The 14,528-nt window shown below is 41.5% G+C and carries 16 protein-coding genes; 6 read left to right on the forward strand and 10 right to left on the reverse strand.

From position 1 onward, the window contains the following. Positions 1 to 20 precede the first annotated feature (20 nt). Complete coding sequence (gene ftsH, locus P3L44_RS18900) at positions 21 to 2,000, reverse strand: ATP-dependent zinc metalloprotease FtsH (RefSeq protein ID WP_110591055.1); 1,980 nt, start codon at positions 1,998 to 2,000, stop codon at positions 21 to 23. A gap of 57 nt (positions 2,001 to 2,057) precedes the next feature. Further along, positions 2,058 to 2,687, reverse strand: coding sequence for a 23S rRNA (uridine(2552)-2'-O)-methyltransferase RlmE (gene rlmE / locus P3L44_RS18905; RefSeq protein ID WP_004905912.1), 630 nt, complete (start codon positions 2,685 to 2,687; stop codon positions 2,058 to 2,060). Between the two features lie 135 nt (positions 2,688 to 2,822). Between rlmE and yhbY the strand changes: the two genes are divergently transcribed. Next, on the forward strand, positions 2,823 to 3,116 hold the full coding sequence (gene yhbY / locus P3L44_RS18910) for a ribosome assembly RNA-binding protein YhbY (RefSeq protein WP_004905914.1): 294 nt from the start codon (positions 2,823 to 2,825) through the stop codon (positions 3,114 to 3,116). A gap of 118 nt (positions 3,117 to 3,234) precedes the next feature. On the opposite strand, the gene greA is transcribed toward yhbY, so the two are convergent. After that, the gene (gene greA, locus P3L44_RS18915) at positions 3,235 to 3,711 is read right to left on the reverse strand and encodes a transcription elongation factor GreA (RefSeq protein ID WP_004905916.1); all 477 of its coding nucleotides are present in this window, start codon (positions 3,709 to 3,711) and stop codon (positions 3,235 to 3,237) included. Between the two features lie 245 nt (positions 3,712 to 3,956). Here greA and dacB point away from each other — a divergent pair, with 245 nt between their 5' ends. Further along, positions 3,957 to 5,405: a serine-type D-Ala-D-Ala carboxypeptidase gene (gene dacB / locus P3L44_RS18920; protein WP_140171827.1), complete on the forward strand. Its 1,449-nt coding sequence runs from the start codon at positions 3,957 to 3,959 to the stop codon at positions 5,403 to 5,405. Between the two features lie 221 nt (positions 5,406 to 5,626). On the opposite strand, the gene cgtA is transcribed toward dacB, so the two are convergent. From cgtA to rplU, 3 genes are all read right to left on the reverse strand, one after another. Next, positions 5,627 to 6,802 carry an Obg family GTPase CgtA gene (gene cgtA, locus P3L44_RS18925; RefSeq protein WP_036958779.1) on the reverse strand — a complete coding sequence of 392 codons (1,176 nt, stop codon included), beginning with the start codon at positions 6,800 to 6,802 and terminating at the stop codon, positions 5,627 to 5,629. A gap of 165 nt (positions 6,803 to 6,967) precedes the next feature. Continuing rightward, a complete protein-coding gene (rpmA, locus tag P3L44_RS18930; RefSeq protein WP_004905922.1) occupies positions 6,968 to 7,225 on the reverse strand; it encodes a 50S ribosomal protein L27 in 258 nt (85 codons plus the stop codon). A gap of 19 nt (positions 7,226 to 7,244) precedes the next feature. Next, complete coding sequence (rplU, locus tag P3L44_RS18935; protein ID WP_004905925.1) at positions 7,245 to 7,553, reverse strand: 50S ribosomal protein L21; 309 nt, start codon at positions 7,551 to 7,553, stop codon at positions 7,245 to 7,247. A 334-nt stretch (positions 7,554 to 7,887) separates the two neighbouring features. Here rplU and ispB point away from each other — a divergent pair, with 334 nt between their 5' ends. Beyond that, on the forward strand, positions 7,888 to 8,859 hold the full coding sequence (gene ispB, locus P3L44_RS18940; RefSeq protein WP_096864332.1) for an octaprenyl diphosphate synthase: 972 nt from the start codon (positions 7,888 to 7,890) through the stop codon (positions 8,857 to 8,859). 39 nt (positions 8,860 to 8,898) lie between these two features. Here the strand turns inward: ispB and P3L44_RS18945 are convergent, their stop codons facing one another. Both P3L44_RS18945 and P3L44_RS18950 read right to left on the reverse strand, forming a co-directional pair. Continuing rightward, complete coding sequence (locus P3L44_RS18945; protein ID WP_004905928.1) at positions 8,899 to 9,261, reverse strand: DNA-binding protein; 363 nt, start codon at positions 9,259 to 9,261, stop codon at positions 8,899 to 8,901. A gap of 132 nt (positions 9,262 to 9,393) precedes the next feature. Then, complete coding sequence (locus P3L44_RS18950; protein WP_004905929.1) at positions 9,394 to 9,741, reverse strand: DNA-binding protein; 348 nt, start codon at positions 9,739 to 9,741, stop codon at positions 9,394 to 9,396. Positions 9,742 to 10,257: 516 nt separating this feature from the next. On the opposite strand from P3L44_RS18950, the gene P3L44_RS18955 reads away from it, so the two are divergent. After that, positions 10,258 to 10,530 (forward strand): helix-turn-helix domain-containing protein, encoded by a 273-nt coding sequence (locus tag P3L44_RS18955; RefSeq protein WP_004905930.1) that lies wholly within the window; start codon positions 10,258 to 10,260, stop codon positions 10,528 to 10,530. Positions 10,531 to 10,676: 146 nt separating this feature from the next. Here P3L44_RS18955 and mdh read toward each other — a convergent pair whose 3' ends face one another. Beyond that, positions 10,677 to 11,615: a malate dehydrogenase gene (gene mdh, locus P3L44_RS18960; protein WP_004905937.1), complete on the reverse strand. Its 939-nt coding sequence runs from the start codon at positions 11,613 to 11,615 to the stop codon at positions 10,677 to 10,679. 493 nt (positions 11,616 to 12,108) lie between these two features. Here mdh and argR point away from each other — a divergent pair, with 493 nt between their 5' ends. Then, on the forward strand, positions 12,109 to 12,579 hold the full coding sequence (argR, locus tag P3L44_RS18965; protein ID WP_004907450.1) for a transcriptional regulator ArgR: 471 nt from the start codon (positions 12,109 to 12,111) through the stop codon (positions 12,577 to 12,579). An 85-nt stretch (positions 12,580 to 12,664) separates the two neighbouring features. Continuing rightward, entirely contained in the window at positions 12,665 to 13,081 is a 417-nt protein-coding gene (locus tag P3L44_RS18970) for a DUF6122 family protein (RefSeq protein ID WP_272662146.1), read from the forward strand. A gap of 43 nt (positions 13,082 to 13,124) precedes the next feature. On the opposite strand, the gene mpl is transcribed toward P3L44_RS18970, so the two are convergent. Next, entirely contained in the window at positions 13,125 to 14,507 is a 1,383-nt protein-coding gene (mpl, locus tag P3L44_RS18975) for a UDP-N-acetylmuramate:L-alanyl-gamma-D-glutamyl-meso-diaminopimelate ligase (protein ID WP_110591052.1), read from the reverse strand. Positions 14,508 to 14,528 lie beyond the last annotated feature (21 nt).

A 14,528-nucleotide genomic window follows, 5' to 3' on the forward strand; every position in this document is an offset into this window, starting at 1 on the left:
ATATTTTATTTCACGACCGCTTATTGTGGTTTGCTGTCGTTATTATCTGATGGGTTTGATTCATCAGCATTATTACTATTATTTGTGTTATCTGGTTCTTCAGACTGTGGTTTTTCCGCTGTAGGTTCCGCTTTTGGCGCACCTGTACCGAACGAACCAGTGACATTACTCACTTTTTTGTCTTCATCCCAACCTGCTGGCTCACGCACTGGACGGCGGTTCATCAGGTCATCAATCTGTGGCATATCAATGGTTTCATATTTTAATAATGCATCTTTAGTCGCATGCAGAATATCAATATTGTCTTCCAATGTTTTGTATGCCAATTGATAACAGTGGTCCAGAATTTTTTTAATTTCTTCATCAACAATACGTGCTGTTTCATCAGAAATTCCTGAACCATTACCTGAAGAGCGACCTAAGAACGCTGGGCCTTCTTCTTTCGAATACTGCATTGGGCCTAAGCGGTCAGAGAAGCCCCACTGAGTCACCATGTTACGCGCCGTATTCGTCGCAAACTGAATGTCGGAAGAAGCACCCGTTGTGACTTTATCGCGACCATAAATCAGTTCTTCTGCAATACGACCTGCATATGCCGTTGCAATCATACCTTCGAGCTTCAAGCGGCTACGACTGACTTCATCACCTTCTGGTAAGAAGAAAGCAACACCTAACGCTTGCCCACGCGGAACGATCGTGACTTTGTGGACAGGGTCATGTTCTGGCATTAAATGACCGATAATCATATGACCACCTTCATGGTAAGCCGTTGATTCTTTTTGCTCTTCAGTCATCATCAGAGAACGACGCTCTGCACCCATCCAAATCTTGTCACGCGCTTTTTCAAACTCAACCATAGAAACAACACGCTTATTCGCGCGAGCAGCAAACAATGCGGCTTCGTTCACTAAGTTTGCGAGTTCAGCACCTGAAAACCCAGGTGTTGCACGTGCAAGAATGAAAGTATCTACATTTGGGTCAATAGGAACACGACGCATATGTACTTTCAGAATTTGCTCACGGCCACGAACATCTGGTAAGCCAACGACTACCTGACGGTCAAAACGACCTGGACGTAATAAAGCAGGGTCAAGTACGTCAGCACGGTTAGTTGCTGCGATAACAATGATCCCCTCATTACCTTCGAAACCGTCCATCTCAACTAGCATTTGGTTCAGTGTTTGTTCACGCTCATCGTGACCACCACCAAGACCCGCACCACGTTGACGACCTACCGCATCGATCTCATCGATAAAGATGATACAAGGCGCTGCTTTTTTCGCTTGTTCGAACATGTCACGAACACGAGAAGCACCCACCCCCACAAACATTTCCACAAAGTCAGAACCGGAAATGGTGAAGAATGGAACTTTTGCCTCACCAGCGATAGCTTTTGCCAGTAATGTTTTACCTGTTCCTGGAGGCCCTACCATCAGGACGCCTTTTGGAATTTTACCGCCAAGTTTTTGGAAACGAGCAGGTTCACGTAGAAACTCTACGATTTCGCCCACTTCTTCTTTGGCTTCATCACACCCAGCAACGTCTGCAAATGTTGTTTTGATCTGATCTTCTGTCAGCATGCGGGCTTTACTTTTGCCAAATGACATTGCCCCCTTGCCGCCACCGCCTTGCATCTGGCGCATGAAGAAAATCCAGACACCAATCAACAGAAGCATTGGGAACCAGGAAATAAAAATAGATGTCAGTAAGCTAGGTTCTTCTGGTGGTTCACCAACAACCGTCACATGCTTATTTAGCAAAGTGTCTAACAGCTTCTCATCCTGCATAGGAAGATAAGTTGTATAGCGGCTATTATCAGCCTTTCTGACGTTCAATTCACGACCTGTGATACGAACTTCACGTACCTGATCCTGGGCTAACTCATTGATAAACGTAGAATAATCAACTCTGCGACTATTCGAATCGCTTGGGCCAAAACTCTGGAACAAGGACATCAGAACAACTGCGATGACTAACCAGAGAATCAGGTTTTTCGCCATGTCACTCAAGGGATTAACCTCATATTACAACTGTGTTAACAAATAACGCTCAGGGTACTACAGTTTTAGCCCTGTCGCTACAATGTATACTTCACGTGACCGTGCGCGCGAAGATTCGGGTTTACGAACTTTTACTTTCGTAAACAGGGAGCGGATATCCCTAAGGTAATCGTCAAAGCCTTCTCCCTGAAACACTTTAACAATGAAACTCCCCCCAGGCGCCAATACAGCACGGCACATATCCAAAGCTAATTCAACTAGATACATAGAGCGAGGAATATCAACCGCTGGTGTCCCACTCATATTTGGAGCCATGTCAGACATGACCACCTGTACTTTTTTGTCGCCAACGCGTTCTAACAAAGCGGCGAGAACGGCTTCATCGCGAAAATCCCCTTGCAGGAAATCAACGCCAACGATTGGGTCCATCGGCAATAAGTCACAAGCAATAACCCGCCCATTATGACCTATTTGGCTAACAACGTATTGCGACCAACCACCAGGGGCTGCTCCTAAATCAACAACGGTCATACCTGGTTTAAAAATTTTATCACCTTGCTGGATTTCTTCCAGCTTAAACCATGCACGTGAGCGTAGCCCTTTTTTTTGTGCTTGCTGAACATATTTATCACTAAAATGCTCTTGCAACCAGCGACTTGAGCTTGCCGAACGTTTTTTATTGGCCATTGTGCTTTCCAACTATACTAAAAGAACTTCACCTAACTTGCTGCTTCTTTACCATCAAAAAGATATAATTGATGGTGATAGATATCAGATGGCGGTAGAATAAGCCATTTTCAATACTAACCAAGCAAAAAATCAATGAATCTTAATAAAAAACAAATTCAGCACCTAAAAAGTCTCGCTCACCATTTAAACCCTGTTGTTATGATCGGCAACAATGGTTTAACCGAAGGTGTTTTGGCTGAGATTGAACTCTCATTAGCACATCATGAGCTTATCAAAGTCAAGATCGCAGGCGAAGACCGTGATACTAAAAATTTGATCGCTGATGCGATTGTTCGCGAAACTGGTGCAGTAAATGTACAAATTATTGGTAAAATTCTTGTTATCTACCGTCCTTCGGCAGACCGCAAAATCATTTTACCTAAATAATCCCCCATCATTTATATAAAAATGCCATTGAAAGCATGTTTTATATGATGAAAAAGGCCGCCTGCGGCCTTTTTCTTTAAATCAGGGAAATAATATAACCAATTCAGGGAAATAGGAATCAGATATACTCAACTTTAAGAATTTCGAACTCGACATCACCACCTGGGGTTTTAATCGAGACCGCATCATCAACTTCTTTACCCACTAAACCGCGTGCTATCGGTGAGTTCACAGAAATCAGATTGATCTTAATATCTGCTTCATCATCACCAACAATACGATACGTTAGCTCTTCGTCAGTATCAACATTCAATACTGTCACAGTCGCGCCAAAGATAACACGACCGTTATTGACCATTTTAGTTACATCGATCACTTGAGCGTGAGAAAGTTTCCCTTCGATTTCTTGAATACGGCCCTCACAGAAACCTTGTTGCTCACGTGCTGCATGATATTCTGCATTTTCTTTTAAGTCACCGTGCTCACGCGCTTCTGCAATAGATGCAATAATTTCTGGGCGACGGACAGATTTAAGGAATTCTAGCTCTTCTCTTAGCTTATCCGCACCAAGTACCGTCATCGGGATCTGTTTCATTAATAAATACCTCGGTTCAATCCTATCTAAAAACAAGTATCTTCCTGATTTTGTAACAACAGTACACCGAACACCTGCGTAAAACCGGGGGTGTTCTAGTAAAAAAACGCAATCAGACTTATGTACTCATTTATCTTATCATAATGTACGCTATTTTAACTGAGACTTAATAACGGGTCACCGTTTACTTTCTTGGGCATTACACTTTAGTATGTATTATATGTCCACCCTAATGCGTGAAATATATGTCATTATTAACTTTAACCAGAAAATGGATAATCTCTTTAGGAATTACCTTAGCTAGTACGCAAGTTTTTGCGATTCCTATTGATGAATACAAACAATATTTACCTGATGGCACTAACCTTGCTCTGGTCGCGCAAAAAGTGGGAAGTAGCACCCCATTAATTGATTATAATGCACAGCAAATGGCATTACCTGCAAGTACACAAAAGGTTGTGACCGCTCTTGCTGCCCTATTGCAACTGGGGCCAGATTACCGTTTTGTCACCAATTTTGAAACTGATGCAAAACTTAGCAACAACACACTGACGGGTGATTTAGTGATCCGCTTCAGTGGTGACCCGACATTAACCCGCCAACAAATTCGCAATATGGCGAATGTATTAAAGCAGCTTGGGATCCATAAAGTTGACGGCGATCTCGTCGTTGATATTTCTGCTTTTACTAGCCATGACAAAGCACCGGGATGGGTTTGGAATGATATGACCCAATGCTTTAGTGCGCCACCCGCTGCGGCTATCATTGACCGTAACTGTTTTTCAGTTTCTCTTTACCCTGCTGAAAAAACAGGAGATTTTGCATTCATTAAGGCGGCTAGTTTTTACCCTGTCAATATGTTCAGCGAAGTCAAAACATTAGCTAAAGGTTCCCCTGAAGCGCGCTATTGCGAACTTGATGTCGTTCCTGGTGAACTGAACCGCTACACCCTAACAGGTTGTTTAACTCAACGCAGCGAGCCCTTGCCACTTGCCTTTGCGGTACAAAATGGAGCGAGTTACTCCGGAGCGATTGTCAAAAATGAACTAACTACAGCAGGAATTGAACTGACTGGCCATGTGAAAAAACGTACATTTCCTGCGGCTCAATCACAAGTATTAGTCAAAACCGAATCTAAGCCGCTACATGACTTGTTAAAAGTGATGCTCAAAAAATCCGATAATATGATAGCGGATACCGTTTTTCGTACCATTGGGCGTGAATATTATGGTGTTCCGGGAACTTGGCGTTCAGGATCCGATGCGGTAAGACAAGTACTGAAGCAAAAAGCGGGGATCGACCTTGGCAATACCGTGATGGTAGATGGATCGGGATTATCTCGCCATAATTTAATCACCCCAGCAACCATGATGGAGATCTTGCAGTTTATCGCTAAAAATGATCAACAACTCGATTTTATTTCTATGCTTCCACTTGCCGGCCATGATGGCACTTTGCGTTACCGTGGTGGTTTTGATGAGGCAGGTGTAAATGGAAAAGTTTCCGCTAAAACGGGAGCGTTACAAGGGGTTTATAATCTCGCTGGTTTTATCACAACCGCCAGTGGTCAACGTGTGGCTTTTGTGCAATTTATCTCCGCTTATGCGGTACCACAGAGCCAGCAACGTACTCGTCGAGTACCATTAGTGCGATTTGAAAGCCGTTTGTATAAAGATCTGTATCAGAAAAACTGATCATACGCGATTTAGACAGTAAAAAGGCGCTTTCGCGCCTTTCAGACTGCTGACAAACATATTATGTTTGGCGGCAAGTCGAATAGGTTTTGAAAATAAACTAGGAAAATCAATTTATTGATTTTCGGCTGATAACACAAAGTGGGAAAAACCACGCTTTTATCCCACTTTGTCAACAACCTCAAAGGCGCTTTCGCGCCTTTTTACATTTCTAAGATAAACTATTTTTGATAAATAATTTCGACACCTTCGTCGTCATCTTCATCCCAATCGTCATCCCAGTCATCATCAAAATCTTCAGTACCAGAAAGTTGTTCTTTGTGATAATCATCCCACATGAATTCAACTTTTTCAGGTTGCTGTGTATCTTCAGTCGTTGCCATATCACGCGGTTGAGTATTCATAAATTCCATGATATCCCAACACAGTGCTTTCACACCTTCGTGGTTAACTGCTGAAATCATATAGAATTTATCTTCCCAGCCCATCGCTTTGGCAATTTCTGCTGCGCGCTGTGCTGATTCCTCTTCACCTAAGATATCAATCTTATTGAAGACTAACCAACGTGGTTTTGCTGCCAGCTTTTCACTGTATTTTTCTAACTCACTGATGATGATCTTCGCATTTTCAACAGGATCAGACTCATCAATAGGGCAAATATCAATCAAGTGAAGTAAGACACGACAACGTTCTAAGTGTTTCAGGAATTGGATCCCAAGGCCTGCACCTTCCGCTGCGCCTTCGATCAACCCTGGAATATCCGCAACCACAAAGCTTTGTTCGTTATCCATACGCACGACACCCAAGCTTGGGACTAAAGTGGTAAATGGATAATCAGCAACTTTTGGTTTTGCTGCTGACACTGAACGAATAAAGGTAGATTTACCTGCATTCGGCATACCAAGCATACCGACATCTGCTAACAGCATCAGTTCTAACAGTATTTCGCGAGTTTCCCCTTTTGTCCCCATGGTACGTTGACGTGGAGCACGATTCACTGAAGATTTAAAACGGGTATTTCCAAGCCCATGGAAGCCGCCTTTAGCGACCATATGACGTTGATCATGACGAGTCATATCACAAAGTACTTCGTTGGTCCCTAAATCGCGTACACGCGTTCCTACGGGTACTTTTACAGTGATGTCTTGACCACGTTTACCTGTACATTCACGGCTTTGGCCATTCTGGCCGCGCTCTGCACGAAAGGATTTTTCAAAACGATAGTCAATTAGCGTGTTGAGGTTTTCGTCTGCTTGTAAGTAAACGTCCCCACCATCGCCACCGTCACCACCGTCCGGTCCCCCTTTAGGGATGTATTTTTCACGGCGGAAGCTGACACAACCATTGCCACCATCTCCTGCCACGACCAATATTTTGGCTTCATCTACAAATTTCATAATTCTCTCTCCGCTTCTGAGCCGCATAACGCTGGATGGCTGTTCTACTCAGAGATGGTGCATCTTTAATACGTGTGTAGTTCATTAAAGATCAAATATCTGAATATAAAAAGCCCCGCAAAAGGTTTTTGCAGGGCTTTAATTCTGAATTAAAGGTCAGAAAACTTATTCAGCTTCGATGCTGATAAATTTACGATTGTTTGGACCTTTAACTTCAAATTTAACTTTACCGTCCGCTAATGCGAACAGAGTGTGGTCACGGCCACAACCTACGTTGTTACCTGCGTGGAACTTAGTACCACGTTGACGAACGATGATGCTACCTGCTAATACAGCTTCACCACCAAAACGTTTAACACCTAAACGTTTTGCTTCTGAGTCACGACCGTTACGAGTCGAACCACCAGCCTTTTTGTGTGCCATTAATCTGCTCTCCTAAATCTTAAGCGATGACAGTGATCTTAACATCAGTGAACCACTGACGATGACCCTGTTGTTTACGGCTATGTTTACGACGACGGAATTTGACGATTTTAACTTTTTCGCCACGACCGTGTGCAACCACTTCCGCTTTCACTTTAACGCCTTCAACGACAGGAGCGCCGATTTGGATCTCATCGCCATTAGCAACCATCAGAACTTGATCAAATTCAACAGTTTCACCTGTTGCGATGTCCAGCTTTTCTAGGCGGACAGTTTGACCTTCGCTAACTCGGTGTTGTTTACCACCACTTTGGAAAACCGCGTACATATTAACTCCGCTTTCCGCGTACCCGCTAAATATTTCAATTCCAGAGCACGCTATAAAATATTCACAATAGGGCGCGAATTCTACGCAAAAAAGCAGCAGAACACAAGCCAATAATGCGGTTAGATGACAAAAAATACGACTTTTTTCTCAATAACCGTTTTTGAACGTTGATTTAGTGCCTATTCACTCAATTGTTACTTATTTAAACATTTTTTGCATCACACCTGATAATCTTATAATTAATAATGTTATGCTAGAAAGATAACTGTTCTATCGGTCTCCCAACTTTTTATTTCGGGAATGAACCAAAAACTAATAATATGAATAAATTAAGATGAATTTAGAATCTATTATTGAACTGACAACTGAGGATATGTCAGCGGTAAACGAAGCCATCCTCAGTCAATTGAATTCAGATGTTGCGCTAATTAACCAGCTTGGTTATTACATCGTCAGTGGTGGCGGTAAAAGGATCCGGCCTATGATCGCAGTGCTTGCTGGTCGATCCTTAGGTTACTCGGGTCATAAACATACCCAAGTTGCTGCATTGATCGAGTTCATTCATACAGCAACTTTGCTGCATGATGACGTCGTTGATGAGTCCGATATGCGTCGCGGAAAGCAAACTGCAAATGCTGTTTTTGGTAATGCAGCGAGTGTCTTAGTTGGTGATTTTATTTACACTCGATCATTCCAGATGATGACGGATCTCGATTCAATGCGGGTGCTAAAACTGATGTCTGAAGCGACGAATGTGATCGCTGAAGGGGAGGTTTTGCAATTGATGAACTGCAACGATCCTAACATTACTGAAGAAAACTATATGCAAGTGATCTACAGTAAAACCGCACGTCTTTTTGAAGCAGCAGCCCATGCATCTGCGATTTTAGCCAATGCGACACCAGAGCAAGAAAAAGCACTACAAGATTATGGTCGTTATATTGGGACAGCTTTTCAGTTAATTGACGATCTACTCGATTATGATGCAGACAATGCTCAGCTGGGGAAAAATACGGGGGATGATTTAGATGAAGGTAAGCCTACACTTCCCCTACTTCACGCGATGCAAAATGGTAATGAAGAAGAGTCAGCATTGATCCGCCAAGCGATTGAACAAGGCAATGGACGTCATCTGTTAGATACTGTTCTTGCAACTATGAAACGCTGTGGTTCCCTTGAATATACTTATGCAAGAGCCCAAGAAGAAGCACAAAAAGCGATTGATGCCTTAAATGTAATTGAAGATTCAATTTATAAAGATGCATTGATCGGCTTAGCTTATATCGCAATCCAACGCCATTCTTAGTCACTAAAAAGGCAAAACAGGTCAAGAAAAGGGGAAACGCTATTTTTCCCCTTTGTCTTCTTCATCGATTTGCGCAAGCAGTGACGACAAACCATAACGCAGGATATACTTCACTATTTTATTGCGCTCAGACTCTGTCAATTGATAATACGCTTCTGACCAGATCTGTAATGCATCTGTTCTTTGACTTTGGTAAGTTACCGAAGGCTCATGCAGGCTAAGTTGCCCTTGGATTTCTCCCGGTAAGCTTTCATAATAATACTCAACAGCCTTACCTTGCACCCCTCTTTTACGGCGGTTTTTCCAGCCTTCTCGTCTTGCCATTAGGTTAATTCCCTGGGGTGATGTCGGGAGTCCTTCTAACCCAGCTAATTCTTTGGCAGTGAACCACAATTTTTTCATTTTTCACTTCACACTTATATTATGAAACCTGCTGTTGCAGCTTTACTAAAATGTCATCTGTTAAAAAATTTTTTAAATTCAATATAATATTATTTTTATATATTAATTATTTACACCTTAAGTAATTGTAAATTATTTATTATTAATTAAATCAATTAGTGCTAATGTGCCTTCACGCATAATAAATGTCAGGATAGTGTCTCGTTCATCATTAGAAAGCTGGTTATAAGCTTCCTGCCAAATAAAGGCATTATCATTTCGTTTTACTTGATAAGGAGATGAAGTTTCGTTAGCAAACTGCCCCTCAAAAATATCGATAGGTAAAGAACTAATATGGTACTCCAACGCTTTGCCTTGAATACCTCGCCTTTTACGGCTTACCCAGTTTTCACGCCTTGCCATTGCATTAATACCTTGAGTTGTCATGGGAAGCCCTTGTAACCCAAGCAACTCTTTTGCCGTTAGCCATTCCTTGTACATGCTGACCCTCCTAGTCATGATGACAATTTAATTTTCAGTTGTTGAAAACTATCTATATTTTCTCAAAACCTCATTAACTCATTCGTTTTATTTATGCCTATAAATAATAATATACAAATTATATTTGTTATTAGCATTCTAATTTCTTTTAATAACAGATAATTAAATAATTTACTCTCTAATAATTTAACTAATTTTATTAACTAATCTAGATATATTAAGAGTACGAGTAAAAAGTAGCATTAAATATGCCATTTCTATCCCTAACTAGAAAGAGTTAGTTTTAACATCAAAGTGTTATCCTAATTCACAGTTATTCATTCTGACTTTCTATTTAATTTCATAAAAACCACGGTAGTTTCATAAAATGAATTTTTAAGAAAAAATCAGAAATTATTTTGGGAAATTTCTGTTATTTTATTTCCAATAACTAAACGGATGTACTGAATGTATCATAATTTTCGGTTACTCGTACCACTAACTCTACATGATTCTAAGTGAAAAAAGGACTAAAAAATGATTTTACGGAAGTCGGACTGGCACCCTGCAGATATCATTGCAGCTTTACGTAAGCGTGGGACAACTCTTGCCGCAATTTCGCGCGAGGCAGGACTAAGCTCTTCAACGTTAGCAAATGCACTATCACGCCCTTGGCCTAAAGGGGAATGGATTATTGCCAATTTCTTAGCGATCCACCCCGCTGAAATTTGGCCAAGTCGTTATTATGACCCAATTACAGGGGATTTATTAGAAAGAAAAGTCAGAGTAAAAACACCAGCAGAAGATTAAAAATTGAATTGATATAATTATAACGCCGTGAATAATCAATCAATTTATTCACGGCATTATTTTTTGATAACAAGCATATAAAAAAAGGTTGAGTTCTAAACGAAACTCAACCCTTCACATTCACTATTAGGAAAAATTAATTGGCATTAGCCATTAATGAATTTTTCACCTAATTCGATATCTGCTTTTAATACATCTAGCATGTCTTTCAGCGCTTTCTCTTCAAATGCGCTTAATTTACCGATTGGTAAGTGCTTTTCGATACCGTTTTTGCCTAAAACAACTGGTTGTGCGAAGAAGCGAGCGTGTTCACCATCACCTTCGGTGTAAACACATTCAACCACATTGCTTTCGCCTTGGAGACCACGAATTAAAGATAAACCTAAACGTGCAGCTGCTTGGCCCATAGATAAAGTTGCAGACCCGCCACCGGCTTTCGCTTCAACGACTTCTGTGCCTGCGTTTTGAATACGTTTGGTTAACGCGGCAACTTCCTCATCAGTGAAGCTAACACCTTCAATTTGAGATAACAATGGCAGAATAGTCACACCTGAGTGGCCGCCAATCACAGGCACTTCAAGGTCATTAACATTTTTGCCTTTCAGCTCAGCAACAAACGTATTAGAACGAATGATATCTAACGTCGTCACACCGAATAAACGGTTTTTATCGTATACTCCTGCTTTTTTCAGGACTTCCGCAGCGATAGCAACGGTGGTATTCACTGGGTTAGTGATAATACCAATCAATGCTTTAGGGCAGGTTTCAGCAATTTGTTGGATCAGATTACGGACGATACCCGCATTGATGTTAAATAAGTCAGAACGATCCATACCTGGTTTACGTGCAACACCCGCAGAAATAAGAACAATGTCAGCACCTTTCAATGCAGGTTTTGCATCTTCGCCGGCAAAGCCTGTCACTTTAACATCAGTTGGGATATGGCTTAGGTCAGCAGCAACACCAGGAGTAACTGGTGCGATGTCGTAGAGGGAGAGTTCTGAACCTGCTGGGAGCTGGTTTTTGAGAAGAAGGGCGAGAGCCTGACCGATACCACCTGCTGCACCTAGGACTGCAACTTTCATTCTGAAACTCCTTAATTTGTACTTTAAAAAGATATCACTTTATTTGTTATACACTTAACACATTACGTATAAAAAACAATTTGTTAACAGATAGAGAGAGAGTTTAACGCAAGAGAACTTGTTCATTAATTGCCAGTATTCTAAACAAATTCCTTATCTGTTAATGAGATAACGGGCACTTTTTTAACAAATAGTTTTTCAGGGTATTGCATTTCGCACAATAAGTTGTTTTTAGTGTATATTATTCAATCAAAAATATTTTTATTAACAATAAATTTACAGCAGACATCTGAAAAATTCATTGTTCTATTATGCTAATTTTTCATTCCCACAATTTACGATAAATAAATACTTCTGACTATCAGCTCGAAACAAGCTTATCTAACTTTAAGTTATTCACTGGTTATAAAATCATCATAACGCAATTTTGTTGCATAAAAATGCACTTTTACGGATAATACAACTTGGTTCAATGCAAAAGAATGGGTTAATTATGCGCACTCCGTCTAAACAAGAAGACTTGGTTAAGGCTTTTAAAGCCCTACTTAAAGAAGAAAAATTTAGCTCGCAAGCTGAGATCGTCACAGCTTTGCAAGAAGAAGGCTTCGAAAATATTAACCAATCAAAAATTTCCAGAATGCTTACCAAATTTGGTGCAGTTCGCACCCGTAATGCAAAAATGGAAATGGTATATTGCCTGCCTACAGAGCCTGGTGTCCCTACCGCTACCAGTCCACTCAAAAACTTGGTTTTGGATATAGACTATAACCCTTCTGTTGTCGTGATCAGAACTAGCCCTGGAGCTGCACAGCTTATTGCACGTTTGTTAGATTCATTAGGCAAAGCAGAAGGAATTTTAGGTAGTATTGCTGGTGATGATACTATCTTCTCAACACCGGCAAATAATTTCACCACAAAAGAACTGTATGAAGCGATTCTAGCGTTATTTGAACAAGAGCTTTAATCTATTGATATACATTAGCTTAAGAGGGAAATTGATTTCCCTCTTATTGTTTTTGTCTGTTTCTATTCTATTTTGAGACATCATTTTGCTATTTGATATTTTCCGTAACTTCATACACTACGGCTTTCACTTCCTAATGCCAATTGCCTTTGGTTACCTATTTTGGCGAAAAAATTGGAAACTAGCGGCCCTGATTATGATTGCCACGATGGCTATCGACTTAGATCATCTGCTAGCTGATCCGATTTTCGCCCCAGAGCGCTGTGGCATTGGTTTCCACCCACTCCATTCCTTTTGGGCTGCGGTTGTCTATGTCGTATTATTATTCATGCCATCATGGAAGCTTAAAGCCATTGCTGTTGGTTGTTTATTCCACCTTTTTACTGATTCAGTAGATTGTTATATGGGAAGTTTAAAAAAAGAAATGAATAGTCCAATAACATTAAGTCTCGTCACAGAACAGTGCCCATTGGGTATGCCAAACATAAAAAAACCCCAGTAATCATAAGAATCACTGGGGTTATCAAATAGCTAGCTAAGAGAATTTAATCATCTCGCTCTGTTTCTGCTTTCGCTTTCAAACCTGCGAGCAATTTGCCATGAATGCCACTAAAGCCACCGTTGCTCATCACCAAAATATGATCGCCCGGTTGTGCGGTTTCAATAATCATATTGGTGAATGCCTCAATATCTGCACTCCAACGCGCGGGTTGGACGCATTTTTCAGCGATGTCTGTCACCATCCAAGGGATATTGGCGGGTTGGAAAAGAAACACTTCATCTGCACGGCCAAGCGCAGGCGCAATATCATTTTTATTGATACCCATTTTCATCGTATTCGAGCGAGGTTCGAGCACCGCAAGAATACGTGAAGTTCCGCCAACTTTGCTGCGAAGTGCTTCTAACGTCGCCAAAATAGCGGTTGGATGATGTGCGAAGTCATCGTAAACACTGACACCATTTTCAACGCCTCGTAGCTCAAGACGACGACGTGCATTGATAAAGCTATTCAAGGCGAGACAAGCTTCTTTTACTGGAACGCCCACATGGTGAGCCGCTGCAATCGCCATCAATGCATTTTGGATATTGTGGTTACCCACTTGTGACCAAGTGACTTCTCCAACTTTTTCTTGTTGGTAATACACCGCAAAATGGCTGCCATCGTGGCTGAGCTTCTCAGCTTGCCATCCGCCATGCTCCCCACCCACCAGCTCTTGTTCACTCCAACAGCCCATTCCAATCACTTGTTTTAAATGATTGTCGTTGTCCGGTGTGAAAATTTTGCCACTGGCGGGCACAATACGTACAAGATGATGAAACTGTTTTTGAATCGCTTCGAGGTTTTCAAAGATATCCGCATGGTCGAATTCAAGGTTGTTCAATACCAAGGTTTTCGGGCTGTAATGAACAAATTTAGAACGTTTATCGAAGAATGCACAGTCATATTCATCAGCTTCGATGACAAAAAACGGGCTTTCACCAATCTTAGCGGAGACATCAAAGTTACCTGGGACACCGCCGATTAGAAAACCTGGCTTGTAACCGCAGTCTTCTAAGATCCACGCAAGCATCCCCGCGGTGGTCGTTTTACCATGTGTCCCCGCCACAGCCAGTACCCAACGTTCCGGTAACACATAGTCATGGAGCCACTGTGGGCCAGAAGTATACGGCAAACCTCTTTCTAATACGGCTTCAACACAAGGGTTTCCACGCGTCATTGCATTACCAATCACCACCATATCCGGTATTGGGTCAAGCTGAGCCGGATCATACCCCTGAATAAGCTCAATCCCTTGATTTTCAAGCAATGTGCTCATCGGTGGATACACATTGGCATCCGAACCCGTCACTTTATGTCCTAAAGAACGAGCCAATATTGCTAAGCTTCCCATAAAGGTACCGCATATACCTAAAATATGTATGTGCATTCTTTTTCATCCAATTAGCAT

Origin of the sequence: Providencia sp. PROV175 (assembly GCF_032707045.1) — a bacterium.
Classification (GTDB): Bacteria; Pseudomonadota; Gammaproteobacteria; order Enterobacterales; family Enterobacteriaceae; genus Providencia; species Providencia hangzhouensis.

Coding starts and splice junctions, on each gene's coding strand:
- ispB (WP_096864332.1), top strand. CDS start 7,888: ATGAATTTAGAATCTATTATTGAACTGACAACTGAGGATATGTCAGCG.
- yhbY (WP_004905914.1), top strand. CDS start 2,823: ATGAATCTTAATAAAAAACAAATTCAGCACCTAAAAAGTCTCGCTCAC.
- cgtA (WP_036958779.1), bottom strand. CDS start 6,802: ATGAAATTTGTAGATGAAGCCAAAATATTGGTCGTGGCAGGAGATGGT.
- rplU (WP_004905925.1), bottom strand. CDS start 7,553: ATGTACGCGGTTTTCCAAAGTGGTGGTAAACAACACCGAGTTAGCGAA.
- mpl (WP_110591052.1), bottom strand. CDS start 14,507: ATGCACATACATATTTTAGGTATATGCGGTACCTTTATGGGAAGCTTA.
- mdh (WP_004905937.1), bottom strand. CDS start 11,615: ATGAAAGTTGCAGTCCTAGGTGCAGCAGGTGGTATCGGTCAGGCTCTC.
- argR (WP_004907450.1), top strand. CDS start 12,109: ATGCGCACTCCGTCTAAACAAGAAGACTTGGTTAAGGCTTTTAAAGCC.
- greA (WP_004905916.1), bottom strand. CDS start 3,711: ATGAAACAGATCCCGATGACGGTACTTGGTGCGGATAAGCTAAGAGAA.
- P3L44_RS18950 (WP_004905929.1), bottom strand. CDS start 9,741: ATGTACAAGGAATGGCTAACGGCAAAAGAGTTGCTTGGGTTACAAGGG.
- P3L44_RS18945 (WP_004905928.1), bottom strand. CDS start 9,261: ATGAAAAAATTGTGGTTCACTGCCAAAGAATTAGCTGGGTTAGAAGGA.
- dacB (WP_140171827.1), top strand. CDS start 3,957: ATGTCATTATTAACTTTAACCAGAAAATGGATAATCTCTTTAGGAATT.
- rpmA (WP_004905922.1), bottom strand. CDS start 7,225: ATGGCACACAAAAAGGCTGGTGGTTCGACTCGTAACGGTCGTGACTCA.
- rlmE (WP_004905912.1), bottom strand. CDS start 2,687: ATGGCCAATAAAAAACGTTCGGCAAGCTCAAGTCGCTGGTTGCAAGAG.
- ftsH (WP_110591055.1), bottom strand. CDS start 2,000: ATGGCGAAAAACCTGATTCTCTGGTTAGTCATCGCAGTTGTTCTGATG.
- P3L44_RS18955 (WP_004905930.1), top strand. CDS start 10,258: ATGATTTTACGGAAGTCGGACTGGCACCCTGCAGATATCATTGCAGCT.